Source organism: Streptococcus bouchesdurhonensis (assembly GCF_948472335.1).
In genome coordinates this window covers 66,335-82,067 of record NZ_CAOKTW010000010.1, presented here as the reverse complement: position 1 = coordinate 82,067, position 15,733 = coordinate 66,335, and the positions used below count along the sequence as shown (strand labels likewise).

The 15,733-nt window shown below is 40.4% G+C and carries 9 protein-coding genes and 7 pseudogenes; all 16 read right to left on the bottom strand.

Translation table 11 applies throughout. From position 1 onward, the window contains the following. Positions 1-2: 2 nt before the first annotated feature. Positions 3-1,385, bottom strand: coding sequence for a 3-isopropylmalate dehydratase large subunit (gene leuC, locus QMQ21_RS15325; RefSeq protein ID WP_023936515.1), 1,383 nt, complete (start codon positions 1,383-1,385; stop codon positions 3-5). A 3-nt stretch (positions 1,386-1,388) separates the two neighbouring features. Continuing rightward, a complete protein-coding gene (locus tag QMQ21_RS15320) occupies positions 1,389-1,658 on the bottom strand; it encodes a DUF1294 domain-containing protein (RefSeq protein WP_023936517.1) in 270 nt (89 codons plus the stop codon). Continuing rightward, positions 1,655-2,690, bottom strand: a pseudogene (leuB, locus tag QMQ21_RS15315) (3-isopropylmalate dehydrogenase). The gene QMQ21_RS15320 and the pseudogene leuB overlap by 4 nt, the downstream one beginning before the upstream one ends. An 11-nt stretch (positions 2,691-2,701) precedes the next feature. Beyond that, positions 2,702-4,265, bottom strand: a pseudogene (locus tag QMQ21_RS15310) (2-isopropylmalate synthase). Positions 4,266-4,578: 313 nt separating this feature from the next. Further along, positions 4,579-5,236: pseudogene (locus QMQ21_RS15305) on the bottom strand (MmcQ/YjbR family DNA-binding protein). Positions 5,237-5,279: 43 nt separating this feature from the next. Then, positions 5,280-5,912 (bottom strand): copper homeostasis protein CutC, encoded by a 633-nt coding sequence (locus QMQ21_RS15300; RefSeq protein ID WP_023936523.1) that lies wholly within the window; start codon positions 5,910-5,912, stop codon positions 5,280-5,282. Between the two features lie 92 nt (positions 5,913-6,004). Continuing rightward, entirely contained in the window at positions 6,005-6,364 is a 360-nt protein-coding gene (locus QMQ21_RS15295; RefSeq protein ID WP_023936524.1) for a YbaN family protein, read from the bottom strand. A 105-nt stretch (positions 6,365-6,469) separates the two neighbouring features. Then, positions 6,470-8,557, bottom strand: coding sequence for a type I DNA topoisomerase (gene topA / locus QMQ21_RS15290; protein WP_000179656.1), 2,088 nt, complete (start codon positions 8,555-8,557; stop codon positions 6,470-6,472). A 165-nt stretch (positions 8,558-8,722) separates the two neighbouring features. Then, positions 8,723-9,765 (bottom strand): annotated as a pseudogene (locus tag QMQ21_RS15285) (TIGR00341 family protein). A gap of 52 nt (positions 9,766-9,817) precedes the next feature. Beyond that, complete coding sequence (locus QMQ21_RS15280; RefSeq protein WP_031233629.1) at positions 9,818-9,943, bottom strand: hypothetical protein; 126 nt, start codon at positions 9,941-9,943, stop codon at positions 9,818-9,820. Between the two features lie 591 nt (positions 9,944-10,534). Further along, a pseudogene (gene dprA / locus QMQ21_RS15275) lies at positions 10,535-11,381 on the bottom strand (DNA-processing protein DprA). A gap of 96 nt (positions 11,382-11,477) precedes the next feature. Continuing rightward, positions 11,478-12,167, bottom strand: a complete 690-nt coding sequence (locus tag QMQ21_RS15270) for a sugar phosphate nucleotidyltransferase (RefSeq protein ID WP_000643965.1) — start codon at positions 12,165-12,167, stop codon at positions 11,478-11,480. 11 nt (positions 12,168-12,178) lie between these two features. Continuing rightward, complete coding sequence (locus tag QMQ21_RS15265) at positions 12,179-13,057, bottom strand: DMT family transporter (protein ID WP_000837608.1); 879 nt, start codon at positions 13,055-13,057, stop codon at positions 12,179-12,181. Beyond that, positions 13,047-13,915, bottom strand: a pseudogene (licA, locus tag QMQ21_RS15260) (choline kinase LicA). Before licA ends, QMQ21_RS15265 begins: the two are co-directional and overlap by 11 nt. A gap of 16 nt (positions 13,916-13,931) precedes the next feature. After that, positions 13,932-14,952, bottom strand: a pseudogene (locus QMQ21_RS15255) (ribitol-5-phosphate dehydrogenase). Between the two features lie 4 nt (positions 14,953-14,956). After that, positions 14,957-15,664 carry an IspD/TarI family cytidylyltransferase gene (locus tag QMQ21_RS15250; RefSeq protein ID WP_023936526.1) on the bottom strand — a complete coding sequence of 236 codons (708 nt, stop codon included), beginning with the start codon at positions 15,662-15,664 and terminating at the stop codon, positions 14,957-14,959. Between the last annotated feature and the right edge of the window lie 69 nt (positions 15,665-15,733).

The following is a 15,733-nucleotide window of genomic DNA, read 5'->3' as shown; positions in this document are numbered from 1 at the left end:
CCTTACTGGGTCTCTGGCATTTGCCGAACATCTACAAAGCGCCCTGCAATAGCTGCTGCTGCTGCCATGGCTGGACTGCAGAGGTGGGTCTTAGCACCAAACCCCTGTCTGTCTTCAAAGTTGCGGTTGCTTGTTGAGGCGCAGTGAACGCCATCTGGAACCTTATCAGGATTCATCCCTAGGCACATAGAGCAACCTGGGTCTCTCCACTCAAAACCAGCATCTAGAAAGACCTTGTCCAAACCCAACTTCTCAGCCGCTCGTTTGACAGGACGAGAGCCTGGAACCACGATAGCCGTTAAGTTAGGAGCTATTTTCTTTCCTTTGACAAATCGCGCAGCCAGTTGCAAGTCACTGAGACGAGCATTGGTACAAGAACCGATAAAGATATAGCCTAGTTCAATATCCGCTGGCTTTTGACCTGGTTCCAAGTCCATGTAGTTGTAGGCTCGCTCATCATTCATGTCCTTAATTTCTGGGAAGCTACTGTCAAAGTCAACACCCATAGCAGGATTGGTCCCCCAGGTCACCATGGGAGCCAAGTCTGAGACATCCATCTGGATAACCTTATCGTAAACAGCATCCTCATCACTGACAATTGTTTTCCAATCAGCCACAGCCTCTTCAAAGTCCTCTGGAACACACTCCCGTCCCTTGAGATAATCATAGGTGGTTTGATCCGGATTCATGATTCCCATCTTAGATCCAAACTCGATGGACATATTGCAGATGGTCATTCGCTCTTCCATGCTCAGTGCATCAATCGCTTGTCCACGATATTCCACAACGTAGCCGACACCGCAAGCAACGCCGTACTTGGCAATCAGAGCGAGAATGAAATCCTTGGAATAAACTCCTTTTTGAGGAACACCTGTAAATTCCACCAGCATTTTCTTGGGTTTGACCTGCCAGAGGGTCTGTGTCGCAAAGACATGTTCGACCTCACTGGTCCCAATCCCAAAGGCGATAGCTCCGAAAGCCCCGTGGGTTGCTGTGTGGCTATCTCCACAGACGATGAATTTCCCTGGTTGGGTTCGTCCTGTTTCTGGACCAACCATGTGAACAATTCCTTGTTTTTCAGAACCATGGGCCGCATGTTCAATCCCAAACTCCTCAACATTTTCAGCCAGCTTATCAATTTGAGCCTTAGAAATCACATCTCGAATATCGTAGATATTGACCGTCGGGACATTGTGGTCAAATGTTCCAAATGTCAAGTCTGGTCGTCTCAATCTGCGCCCTGCATCTCGCAAACCTTGAAAAGCCTGAGGGCTGGTCACTTCATGAATATAGTGCTGATCCACATACATGAGTTGGGGCTGCCCCTCTTCTCCTGTGATGACATGACGGTCCCATAATTTATCAAAAATCGATTTTCCTGCCATCTATTACCTCCAAATAACATATAAGGCTACTAGTGTAGTCACCATCCCAAGAAACCAAACTGTTTTAAAGTACCATTTTCGAGTCTTGTGGTGAAAAGTGATTCCTGCTAACCAGGCACCAAAACCACCACAAGTAAAGGCTAAAATGAGTAAGATTTTCTCTGGGATGCGCCAAGCTCTTCTCCTTGCCTTAGATTTGTCAATACCATAAATCAAGAAAACCATGACATTCCAAATTAAAAGGACTAGAGTAATTTTTTCGTCTAACTTCATAACCTTGCAATAATAGCTTCTGTCATTTCCCTGGTAGAAGCCTGTCCCCCTATATCTCTTGTTAAAACACCAGCCGCCAAACTTGCTTCAACAGCACGCTCAATACGCTCTGCATCCTCATAACGACCAAAACTATCTCTCAACATCATGGCCACTGATAAAATCATGGAGATAGGATTTGCAATGCCTTGACCAGCAATATCAGGAGCTGAACCGTGAATAGGTTCATAGAGACTTGGACCTTTTTCAGAATGACTGGCTGATGGCATGACTCCAAGTGTACCAGATAGAACACTTGATTCATCAGATAAGATATCTCCGAAAAGATTTTCTGTCACGATGACATCAAACTTAGCAGGATTTGTAATCATAAGCATGGCAGCTGAGTCCACTAACTGGTGTTCCAAGGTCACATCTGGGAAATCCTGTGCGACCTTCTCAGCTACTCTTCGCCAGAGTTTTGATGTCGCCAACACATTTTGCTTATCGATACTAGTAACGATTTTTCTGCGATTTCTTGCAATTTCAAAGGCTTTGCGAACAATCCTCTCCACTTCCTCATAGCTATAGTCGTTGATATCACGCGCTTTGCGCTCTTCAAGAATATGATCTCCAAAGTAAATCCCGCCTGTCAACTCACGCACCACGACAAAGTCTACACCAGCAATTCGTTGGTTTGAGTGGTGACAAATGCTTGAGACTGTCAAAGATTTTTACAGGGCGAATATTAGCGTAAAGATTGAGTTCCTTACGGAGAGCCAGCAAGCCTTGTTCAGGCCGAACCGTTGCACTATCATACGGGGGACTACCGATAGCCGCTAGGAGAATGGCATCTGCTTCTCTACTTGCCTTGAGGGTTTCATCAGGTAAGGGATGCCCTGCAGTATCAATACCTGCACCTCCAAAAGGTCGTCTGTCTATTTCATAGACAAAGCCTGTTTTTTTAGCTAGAGCCTCCAGAACTTCTAAACCAGCCTCCATGATTTCTGGGCCAATTCCGTCCCCTGCTAGAGCTACTATTTTCTTTGTCATAGCCTTCTCCTTTACACACTAGGCATGTCGCGATAGGAAACGCTACGTCCCATCTCACCAGCATTCTCTTTTTGAACAAAGGTATTAGCATTGATGTAAGCAATAGCCGAAGCCTTCAACACATCGAAATCAAGACCTGCTGCATTAAATATGGTTTCTGTATCTCTGTTTTCAACAGTGACCAAGACCCGAGCCTGGGCATCAATTCCATCTGTCACAGCATCAATGGTATAGGACACCAAACGGACAGATTGGTTAAAGAACTTATCAATAGCGTTAAAGACCGCTTCAACAGAACCTTGTCCTGACGCGTTGAACTCGACTTTCTCACCATCCATATTAGCCAGGCTAACAAGCGCTTCGATGTCATTATCAGCATGAGTTTGCAGTTGTAAATCATCAAAGTGGAAACCTTCTGGATTTTCAACCATGGTTCCAGCTACCAGAGCACGAATATCTGCATCTGTGATTTCTTGTTTCTTGTCGGCCAGTGCCTTGAACTTAGCAAAGAGTGGTTTGATATCCTCTTCTGTAAAATCTAAGGCCAGTTCTCTTAGTTTCTCAACAAAGGCATGGCGACCTGACAATTTTCCAAGTGGGAGGCTATTACTCTTGACACCGACCAATTCAGGGGTGATAATCTCATAAGTGAGAGGATTTTTAAGGACTCCATCTTGGTGAATACCAGATTCGTGAGAGAAGGCATTACCTCCAACGACGGCCTTGTTTTTAGGAACTGGAGATTCCTGAGAAGCGAGAAACCATTTCTGACGTATTGATGGTTTCATTTAAAACAATACTTGTTTCTGCTTGGTAGTAATCTTGACGAATATTGAGAGCAACTGCTATTTCTTCCAAGGCAGCATTTCCAGCTCGCTCCCCAATACCATTGATAGTCCCCTCAACACGTCCTGCCCCATTCTTGACAGCAGCAAGGCTATTTGCCACTGCCATTCCAAGGTCATCGTGGCAGTGAGGCGAATAGATAATCTGACGATCCGTCTTGACATTCTCAATCAAGTATTTGAAGATAGCACCGTACTCCTCTGGCGTGGTAAATCCAACCGTATCAGGGATATTGATATAAGACGCCCCTGCATCAACCGCTGTTTGAACAACTTGTAAGAGGAAATCCAACTCTGTTCTAGTCGCATCCTCAGGAGAGAATTCGACCACTTCAAACTTAGAACGGGCATAAGAAACATGCTCCTTAATAGCTTCCAAAATCTCTTCCTTGCTCTTATTGAGCTTATACTTACGATGAATGGGACTGGTAGCGATAAAGACGTGAACTTGTGGATACTTGGCGTCCTTTAGGGCCTCGTAACAAGCATCAATATCAGACTTGACAGAGCGGGCCAGACCAGTTACCGCCGTTTTCTTCAAGGCCTTAGCAATCTCCTGCACGCTGTGAATGAATCAGGACTCGCCGTAGGAAAACCAGCTTCAATGGCTGAAATACCCCATTTCTCAAGCTGCCTTGCTATGGCAATTTTTTCTTTGATTGAAAAGTTAACACTTTAGTGTCTGCTCTCCATCCCGAAGGCTGGTATCTAGAAATTCAACTGTTCGCATAAGATTTCCCCTTTTCCAAATGTGATTTTAAAAAAAACATCTCGCTCAGAAACCCAAGCGAGATGTTGATTTACTCCCGCTTGGTAAGCCAAACAGGACTAATGCTTTTTGCACTAGCCCGAGTACCTCAACAACAAAGCGAATTGATTAAACTTAGCTGTTTTCATGTTTGACTTTCTCCTTCGTTTGATATCTTGTTAAGTATTTTAGCATAGGCAAAAGCACTTGTCAAGAAAAATCAAATATTTTCTGAAAATTTCTTCAGTAGAGAATATTTAGCTAATTGAAAGTTCTTGAAAATCCTTGAAATGTTTCATTTTTTAGAGGTTAAGTTCCAACTTTTTTCTATCAATTCCAGTACCATTTCATCTGACAACGTATCATCAAGCGCCACACTAATCCAGTAGCGTTTGTTCATATGAAAAGCTGGATAAATGCCCTTTTGTGAAAGCAGGTCCACTACTTGATCATGTTTGAGATTGACTGCTTCCACTTGTCCTTCTCTGCCCTTTTCCAGCTTATCCCAAGAGATTTTCATCAAGACGGCATACCACTTTTGATTTCCTTCATGTCTTAATACTGCCGTATCAGGCGATTTCTCCCACAGATACTCCAACTGGTTTCCATACTTTTCCTGAACCTGAACCATGATACGCTTAGTCTGAGGAAAGATAAAATCTTGCACATCAAAACAAGCCTTCCGAATCTGGTAAAGAATCTCCAAACAAGCCTCACGGACACTTCCTACAAAACTCCCACGCATACTTTCCATATGAACTTGAGGATAGAGGTCACTCTATTTCCTGGTCAAAGACCTGAAAGTTCACATTATCAGCAGTAATGGACACAGTCATGACAAAGTCACCCTGCAAAATCTGGCAACTATAGGTCCAGACTCCACTATTTTCTACAAAACCATAAGCATGAGCCTTTTCTTTATTAAATTGATAGGATTTAAAAATTTCAAACATAAGTGAAAACTGCTATCAAAAGCTAGCAGTTCCTTTCTATTTTTTAAAAGACAACCTTGGTTCCATGCAATTGTGTTATCCCCAGCTGGTCAATAAAGGTTTGACGGTTGTCAAGGTCAATCCCTCCACCTGGTAGAATTTCAATTTTACCTTTAGCATGTTCCAAAATTTTGTGATAATGAGCAAAACGTTTGTCTAGAGAGTCGCCAGATACACCAGCACGAGTTAGGATACGAGTGACTCCAGCTTGACTAAGCCAGTCAATAGCTTCTAACTGGTCTTCTTCGCTCAATTCATCAAAGGCCATATGAAAGACAATTTCCATTCCTTTTGAAGCCTCAATTAGCTTCTCCAGATTAGGCTTATCCAACTTTTTATCAGCAGTTAAGGTACCAAATACAACCCCTTGACTTCCAGCCTGAGCAGTCAAGCGAATGTCTTCTAGCATAATAGCAATTTCCATATCATTATAGACAAAGTCGCCACCACGTGGCCGAATCATGGTCATGATGGTTGTATTGTAGTTAGCTGCCAGTTCAACTGCTGCCTTAGTCACTCCATAGCTGGGTGTTGTCCCACCAACTGCAAGATTATCACAGAGTTCGATTCGACGAGCTCCAGCCTCCATCGCTTTTTCAAGCAAGGTCACATTTTCAGCACAAAATTCGTAAATCATTTGATTCTCCTTGAATATTACTTTGAATTTATTATATCATATTGTTGTGAATATGTTTTTATTTTTATCAAGGCAAATAACTACTATTTTAACTATTCTTTGTCTGGAATAACCTTAAAGAGATAATAGGTGATAAAGATGGTCAAGGCTCCCAGACCGATTTTGACAGGTAAAAGAGGTGCAAAATAAATGGAAATTCCCATCAAGATGTAGATAGAGACAATAATCTCTTTTTTACGTTCACGCGCAATAGACTTAGTCTCGCGAAAATCAGCAACATATGCTTGATAGAGCTTGGTATGATACAACCAATCTTCGAAGCGCTTGGAACTTCTGGAGAAACAAGCAATAGACAACAAAAGAAAAGGCGTTGTAGGCAACAAGGGTAAAACAACCCCAACAATTGCCAAGGCCAGTGATAAAAAACCAATTATCAGATAGATAAGACGCATAACTACTCCTAATTAAAATAATCTTCTTCTAGTTTCGCATACAATGATGAATTTTGTCAAGTTCTAACCAAAAAGAGCCTGAAATTCACTTTCAGGACTCTCTTCTTATTTAATCTTTTCTTCTTCGTAGTCACCCTTGCTACAAACAACCTGCTTGCCACCACCACGGACTTTTTTCTCCATGAGGAAGTTTCCACATTTTGGACAGTCACGACCAACAGGCTTGTCCCAAGAGGTAAATTCACATTCTGGATAGCGATTGCAACCATAGAAAAGGCGATTGCGTTTGGTTTTACGCTCAATGATTTGTCCCTGATGACAACTTGGACACTCAACACCAATCTCTTTCACAATTGCTTGGGTATGGCGGCAATCTGGGAAATTGCTACAAGCGTAGAACTTACCAAATCGACCAAGTTTAATGACCATTGGACTGCCACACACTTCACAGTCAAATCCAGCTGGTTCATCCTTAATCTGGATTTTTTCCATTTCTTCTTCAGCCTTGGCCACTTCTTTAGAGAATGGTTTGTAAAAGGCATCAATAACACGTTGCCACTGCTCTTTTCCGACTTCGACATCATCCAGCTTGCCTTCCATTTCAGCTGTGAAGGTCACGTTTACGATATCTGGGAAATATTCAACGATGAGCTTGTTAACAATTTCTCCCAACTCTGTCGGTTCAAAGCGTTTGGCTGCAAGGCGAACATAATAACGTTTCTGAATAGTTTCAATGGTCGGTGCGTAGGTTGACGGACGTCCAACACCATTTTCCTCCAAGGTCTTAATCAATGTCGCTTCAGAATAACGAGCAGGCGGTTGAGTGAAATGTTGCTCTGGTTTGCTATTCACCTGCTTAACCACATCTCCAACAGCCATATCTGGTAACATTTTATTCTTGTCAGAATCATTATAAATGGCAAGATAACCATCAAACTTAACCTGACTACCATTAGCAGCAAATTGAACACCATTTTGCGACAATTTAACAGCCATGGTATCAAAGACAGCAGCTGTCATCTGACTCGCTACAAAACGATTCCAAATAAGAGTATAAAGCTTGAGCTGATCCTTATCCAGATACTTAGCAATACTTTCCGGTGTGTTAAAGACACTTGACGGACGAATAGCCTCATGGGCATCCTGAGCACCTGATGCATTTTTGACCTTGCTACCATGCTTAGAATACTTGCTACCAAAACGGTCTGTAATGAAACTTGCTGCTTCGTTCTGTGCCACTGGACTGATACGAGTCGAATCAGTACGCATATAGGTAATCAAACCTTGCACACCAGAACCGATATTGATCCCTTCATAGAGCTGTTGGGCAACCATCATGGTTTTTCGAGTACGGAAGTTAATTTTATTGGCAGCATCCATCTGCATAGATGAAGTGGTATAGGGTAATGGAGCATTGCGCTTGCGCTCTTTCTTATCTACCTGATCCACTGAAAAATCTTTGCTAGTCAGACGAGACAAGACTTCCTTTACCTCATCATTGCTAGTCAGTTTCAACTTTTTGCCGTCTACTCCATAGAAGGAAGCCTGAAATTGCTTGGTTCCCTTTTTAAAGACAGCATCAATTGTCCAGTATTCTTCTGGCTGGAAGGCATTGATTTCATTCTCACGATCAATGATGAGTTTAAGCGCAATAGACTGAACGCGACCTGCTGACAAGCCCTTCTTGACCTTCTTCCACAAAATAGGCGAAATCGAATAGCCTACCAAGCGGTCTAGGACACGACGAGCCTGTTGGGCATCGACCAAGTCCATATCAATCTTACGAGGTTCTTTAAAAGCATTTTTGACAGCATCTTTGGTGATTTCATTGAAGACCACACGGTTAGCATCATTTTCATCCAAGTTGAGAATATGGGCCAAATGCCAAGAAATCGCTTCTCCTTCACGGTCCGGGTCACTCGCCAGAAAAACTTTATTAGCTTTTTTAGCTTCTTTTTTCAAGTCATTGATAAGAGGGCCTTTTCCTCGGATATTGATATATTGCGGTTCATAATTATTTTCAATATCGACGGACATACTGGATTTCTTCAAATCACGGATATGCCCGACACTGGCTAAAACCTTGTAGTTTCTGCCTAGATATTTTTCAATCGTCTTGGCCTTAGCAGGCGACTCCACGATGACTAGATTTTTTTTAACTGTTGATTTTTTCTTTTTTGTTGCCGTAGCCACAGTATCACACCTTTTCAAAGTAATAAACTTTATAAAGTGTAAACCATTTTTTGAACCCTGTCAAGACTTAGCTACTATAATAGAAGAAAAGTTTATACTTAAGACTTCAGTCTTCCTTTGATATACATAGAAGACTCACGAGAAAAACCAGCTATTCTCAAGAAATTATTGTTCCTCAGACTCTGTATCAAATTTATTGGCTTTTTCCTTTTCTTTTGCTTCCTTATCCTTGATATACTGGAAGAAATACTCCACCAGTTCTTCCTTACTAAGTTGTTCTGAATCAGACAATTGGGAAACTTGAACAGAAACATCACTTAAACCATAGTCACCTCTCTTACTGGAAATCATATCGAGTTCTTCTTCTGTCAAATAATTTCCTGAAATGGTTAGCTTTAGGGTATGAGTCTTTTTAGAATAGATTTTTTTCAAAATATTATGCCCCTGAAATTGCTCTGATATAAATTTCTTAAGGGACTCTTTTTTCAACGTTTCTCTCACTAAAGTCGTTGCAGAGATAAAACTCGGAATCATCAGCAAAACAGCAACTAGAAGCAAAATCCTGCGCATTTTAGAGTCTTCTTCATTATCTTTAAAATAATGTTTCTTAACCATCATCAACCTAACACCTATATAAGTCGCAATGACAATAAAGCTACAATTGATGAGGAATAGGTAAGAGGAGCCTATGATAAATTTTAGATTAGCAGAAGCAATAGCATAACCTACTGTACAAAGAGGAGGCATCAAGGCGGTTGCAATAGCAACACCAGGAACAATATTATTGGTCTCTTTTTCCTAGCACCAATAATACCTGCTATCCCTCCTACAAAAGCAATGAGAACATCCCAAATAGTCGGAGAGGTTCTAGCAACAATCTCCGAACTAGCATACGAAATGGGAGAAAGATAAAAATAAAGTGTTGAAGCTATTAGACTGGCAAGAATTTGAATAGCTAATATTTTAAAAGATTTTCTTAACAATTTAAAATCAAATATAGCTAGAGAGAGCCCCACTCCCAGAATAGGTGTCATCAAAGGAGAGATTAACATGGCTCCAATAATCACGGGAGTCGAATCCATATTTAATCCGATAGAGGCGATAAGCATGGCACATAGTAAAATCGCTAAATCACTTCTGGAAAGTTCTAATTCTTCATATATTTTATTTCTAAATTCTATCAACGAATACAGTTTATTATTTGTCACAAATATCTTCCTTTCCCAGCTAACTAGTCGCTAATACTCTTCGAAAATCTCTTCAAGCCACGTCAGCTTCACCTTGCCGTAGATATATGTAACTGACTTCGTCAGTCTTATCTACAACCTCAAAGCAGTGCTTTGAGCAACCTGCGGCTAGCTTCCTAGTTTGCTCTTTGATTTTCATTGAGTATAAAATCCTAACAAACTCAATACTTTAGTAGTCTGATATGCCAATCTCATGAGGTCTTTTTATCATTTTCCATCATATCCTGACGCAAATGTCTACTGATGTCTCTCATCAGTTTCATTTCTAGTAAATGAAAATCAAACTCGGAAGCTCACCGTAGCTTGCTCAAAACACAGCAAGACAAAGCTGATGACGTAAAAAGATTTTCGAAGAGTGTCATCATCAATTTCAGACCATTTTTTATAATAACCATTTTATTTTTATCTGTCAAGGTCTTTGAATTCTTTCTTAAACAAGCCTTGTAATCTCTACTTTTGAAGAATTTATTTTTCCTTACTGGCAATACTTGAGACGATACAGCTCCCTGATAATAAGCTGACCAAGATTAGTCACAAGCAACTCTCCTTTCTCAATTACACTAAATTGCTTTCCTTCCTCTGGGAAAAGTCCTCCACTCTACTTATTCACTTAGAAAAAACGCATAATATCAAGTGCTGAAAAAACTGATACTATGCATTTATTGTGGGGATATTTACTTCATTTTCTATTAAAAATTGATTTTTCTCAGTATTCTAGCTTATATAATGTTTAAAATTCAAATTCCGCAAGCACATCTCGCCCACTGGTGACCAATTTTGCCCCTTCTTGAATCAAATGATGGCAACCATCTGATAGCCCATCTAAAATGCTACCAGGAATAGCAAAGACATCGTCCTTCTTCCATTGCTCGCTCACAGGTAATGAGACTCCCCGAGCGCATCTTAGCCTCTGCTACAATCACGCCACGGCAAAGTCCAGCAATGATGCGATTACGGGCAGGAAAATGAAATTTCAGAGGTTGTTCGCCAGGTCCATATTCACTGAGAACCAGATGATCATTGCCGATGTAGTCTTGCAAACGTTTATTGTCTTTAGGATAAAACACATCCAGTCCTGTTCCAATCACTGCAATGGTTTTTCCGCCATTTTGAAGAGCTGCCATATGAGCTGCTGTGTCAATGCCCTTGGCTAATCCACTGACGATAACCAGTTCATTTTCCAAGCCTTGAATGACTTTTTCAACTGACTTAGCTCCCTGTTTGCTACAAGCACGACTGCCCACGACCGCTACCTTCGGGAATTTCAGGAGGTCAAGATTTCCCTTGTAAAATAAAAGTACAGGCGCATCATATATTTCACTCAAATCCCAAGGATAACAGTCATCTAAAATAGAGAAAGATGGAAATTTTTGAAACTCTTTCGACAAATGCGCATCGTCTATCTGAAAATAACGTTCCATAAAAACGGCTGGATTACGGCAACCTGATATATCTGCAATATCACCCAACAAAAGCTCCTGATCAACATTTTCACCGTATTCTAGCACTTTCAAAATCTGTTGATTGGTCAAACCTGATTTTTTTAACTTATAGATTTCATAGTTTGTGATTTTCATAAATAACTCCATTTCTTTTTCTACTCATCTATCTATTCGTAAAAGTTCGTAAAAAATCAAAAAAACATCCGACTATTTTGTCAGATGTTGGAATCTTTAATTTTCGTTTTTAAGAATTTCTTCTAATTTATGGTAGTCTTGGACACTATCGATTTCATAGATACTATTGCCTTCTAATTCTTCGACATAGACATCTAGCTCTTTGATATTATCCTTAACCATATTGTCCCAGTAGAGATCAACAAATTCGCCACTTGCATAAGCCTTATCGATAAAGCTGACAATCTTTTCTGCAGTTGGAGCATCCCAGAAGGATACACCACTAAGGATGCGACCTGCCTTGCTATCAACAATAATGTCTTGAACCTTGTAGTCATCTCCATAGACCAAGAACCATTCGTTGGTACAATCTTCACGATAAACACTAAAATAAGTCGAACGAGTCAAATCATTGCGGAACATATTTTTAAAGAGATAGTTATCGGCATCAATAACATAGCTGTTGGCCAATTCTTCTTTTACAAGATAGAGAGAGTAAAAGTTATTGTAGTCAGCGTATTTATCATTGAAAACGAGACGAACACCGTATTTCTCTTTCAAGTAATCGAATTGTTCTTTAAGATAACCGACAATGATGATGATGTCATTGATTCCTTTTTCTTTGAGAAACTCAATTTGGTATTCAATCAAGGGTTTTTGATTAACCTGAACCAAGGCTTTAGGGGTATTTTCAGTCATAGGACGCAAGCGAGTTCCCAATCCCGCTGCTAAGATGATGGCTTTCACACGAATCTCCTTTATTCTTTAATAATAATATAAACTCCAGCAATAACGACAAGTGACGTCATAATGGTCAGCATATCTAGCGGTGCACCCAAAAAAACAACTGCAAACAAGACCGTCCAAACTACATAGCTCACATTCAAGCCTGTAGCCTTGGCTGGTTGCAAGCGATTGATAGCGATATAATAAGCCAAGTAGGAAATCATATCAAAGGCTGCAAAGACAATCATGAGACCTAGTAATTGTCCATTGGCCACTTCTGCAAATGACTGATGAGAGAAGAGCACAATCACAAGATAGGACAAGAATGAAGTTACTTGACGGATTAAGAGGGCCTCAATTTCACTCAATTCACTTTCCATGGCAAAGGAGCTAAGGACACTCTCACTCCCCCATGCAATAGCACAAACTAAAGCACAGAGAATACCAATGTAGAAGGAATTAACCTGTTCAACCTTATAGGTCTGAGCAATTATCCCTCCAATAATCAAGACAATCCCAAATACAGTATTTTTTGAAATCTTGTGCTTCAAAAAGAAGAAAGCCAATAAAACTGAAATCGCAGGGTAAATAGCCGACACAGATGAAGCTAAGGAACTTCCGATATACTTAACCGCATAAAGATTGGCCTGCATACCGATAGGGCCTGCTAGCAAGGCTCCGATGATGACACTCACATTGCGAATATTTAAGAAAATTGAGAGGCGAACTTTTCCTTCTTTTACCAAGAGAAAAGCTAGTAAGATAAAGATACTCAAGAAATCGTGAGCAGCGGCCACCACAAAGGGCGACAAATCTGTAAAAATCGAAAAGATGTAAGCACTAATTGTTAGACCTAAACCCCAGAAAATACCTGAGAGTAGACCAAAAGGAACTCCGTTTTTACTTTTCATCTGAACCTCCATAAGAAGTCAAACCTTTAACAGCTCTTTGATAACGATTCACACCATAGTCACCAAAATCTGCACCTTGCTCTTCCTTATAGACAGTCCATAGACTCCAAATAGTGTCTTGTAAAATTTTATAAATGGCAATCTTTTCACGAGAACCGGTGTTTGGTCACTCTCATAGTGAGACAAGAAGGCTTCTTCCTCCTGGGTAGTGAATTCAGACTCTAAAAAGAGGGCAGCCAGATCCCACATTGGATCATTCATTGATGAATATTCCCAGTCAATCAGATAAAGTCGTCCTTGTGGTGATTCGATAAAGTTTTCAGGCACCAAATCGATATGACAAGATTTTCTGTCAACACCTAAGTCAGCCAGTCTTTTCTCTAAAGAAAAGACTTCTTCTCGAACAGCTTCATAGTTGGCATAAGGGATTTTCTCTTCAATCAAGGATTCGTATTTTTTGATTTCCTCAAAAGGAGCAAATTCTCCTCTTAATTCCTTACCAGAAGCATGAATGGTTTGTAATATTGGAGCAATTTTATCAAATTTGGTCTTGATTGACCTTGAATCAAGTGTAATCGCAGATTCGATATACTCATTTACTTTGATACCAGCTTCAATATCAAAAAGATAATTTTTTACATCTAAGTCTAAATCCTTTAGTAGTTCAAGATTGTACTTTTCATCTTGTCGATTGATAAGCTTTTCTGTCCCTTTACCAAAGAATTTAACAATGTATTGCTTATTTGTTGTTTTGACCAAATAGTTTTGATTGGTCATTCCCCCCAGTTGTTCAACACTGAGGACTTCCTCTTCTTGACTAAGTAGGGAAGAAATTTTCTCTTTAATGATTTTCTCCACAATTAACCTCCAGCACTTATACTTCCCACTTAAACACGGTTTTAAAGGCTGTGTTTAAGTCGGTCGCAAAGACACGGTGAATATCTTTAATTTCTCTTACAGGTTCTTCTAGATAAAGGATATTTTTAAGACGATTGGCAAATTTCTTAACTTCCATCATTTGGATTGCATTTTCAAAATCGATGCGACCAGAACGAGAGGACCCAACCAAGAGCAAGCCCTTTTCTAAGGCATCGCGAGTATTGAGATTGACTTTATATTCGCTAACTCCCATCATGAGAATCGTTCCTTGAGGACGAATGTAGCGAATCAGGTCATTTATAGCTGGTCCAGTACCATTACCACCACAACACTCAAAAGCATGGTCAAAGGCCAAATCTTCAGGAATATTATCCGTAATATAGCATTCTTTGGCAAAAGAGAAAAGTTCCAACTTTTCCCAATGACGACCAATAACCACAATCTCTGCTTCTGGCAAAGTATAGTTGATAATATTGGCAACCACAAATGCTAAACTTCCATCTCCGATAACGGCGATTCGGTCCCGCTTGCTATGAGCAAGGGTCAATAGACGATTCATGGCATGCATGCCAACACTGACAAACTCTGTAATGGCTGCAACCGTATCTTCGATAGCATCATAAGCCACCACACGATCTTTAGGGAGAGAAACAAACTCTCTCATAAAGCCATCAAAACCACTAGACAAGAAATGGGTCCCTGTCATGTAGTTCTCATAGAATTCTTCATCGCTCTGCATAGGGCTGATTGGGAATCATGACAACTTTTTGCCCAACCTCATAGGTTCCCGTCGGGTCAGAAATGATGGTTCCACATGACTCGTGAATCATTGCCATTGGAAGCTTTTTATTCAAAATCTTGGGGTCACGTTTTCCCTGGTAGTAACGCTGATCCGCATGACAGACAGCCATATAGTTAGGGCGGATGAGGATATGATTCTCTTGGTCAATAGCCTCTTCCTGATATTTGACATTGATAAACTTAGGCTTAGTTAGTTGATAAATTTGATTAATCATTTTACTAGTCTTTCTCAATCATACTTTTTGCAATCTTCAAATCTGTTACTGTTGTGATTTTTAGGTTTGAGTATTCGCCCTTAGCCAAGGCCACATCTTTTCCTTTGATCACAAAGATTTTACATGCATCTGTCAAGATTTCCTTCTCTTCAGCAGAGAGAGAACCGTAAAGGTCCATGAAGTCCTTGCAACGGAATGTTTGAGGTGTTTGTCCTTGATAAAGGTGAGCACGATTTGGAATATCTGTAATGAATTGACCATTGGTACTTTCAACGATAGTATCAACCGCTTCTACCACTGTGTCCACTGCGTCATGATTTTGGGCAAGTTGGATATTGTCCTGAATCATGCGAAGTGTAATAAATGGACGAACAGAATCGTGGGTAACAACAATGTCCTCTGGAGTAAGCGGACGATAAGCATCAATCGCTTCAATAATTTTCTTAATACTTGTATTGCGGTCAGCACCACCCTTTGTAATGATGATACGTTCCTTATAAAGAGGAAGATATTTATCTACAAGATCTTCTGCATGAGAAACCCAGTCTCCATGAACACCAACTACAATTTTTTCAATACTTGGCTCCAAGACAAATTTTTCAATTGTATGAATCAAAATAGGTCGATCACCTAGCTCTAAAAATTGTTTTGGCAAGTTACTGATTCCCATGCGTGTGCCAGTTCCACCAGCAAGAATTCCTGCATAAATCATCTATTTTCTCCTTTGTCTTACTAAAAAAACTTATTCTCTCTATTATACCACAATCTAGTCCTATCATAA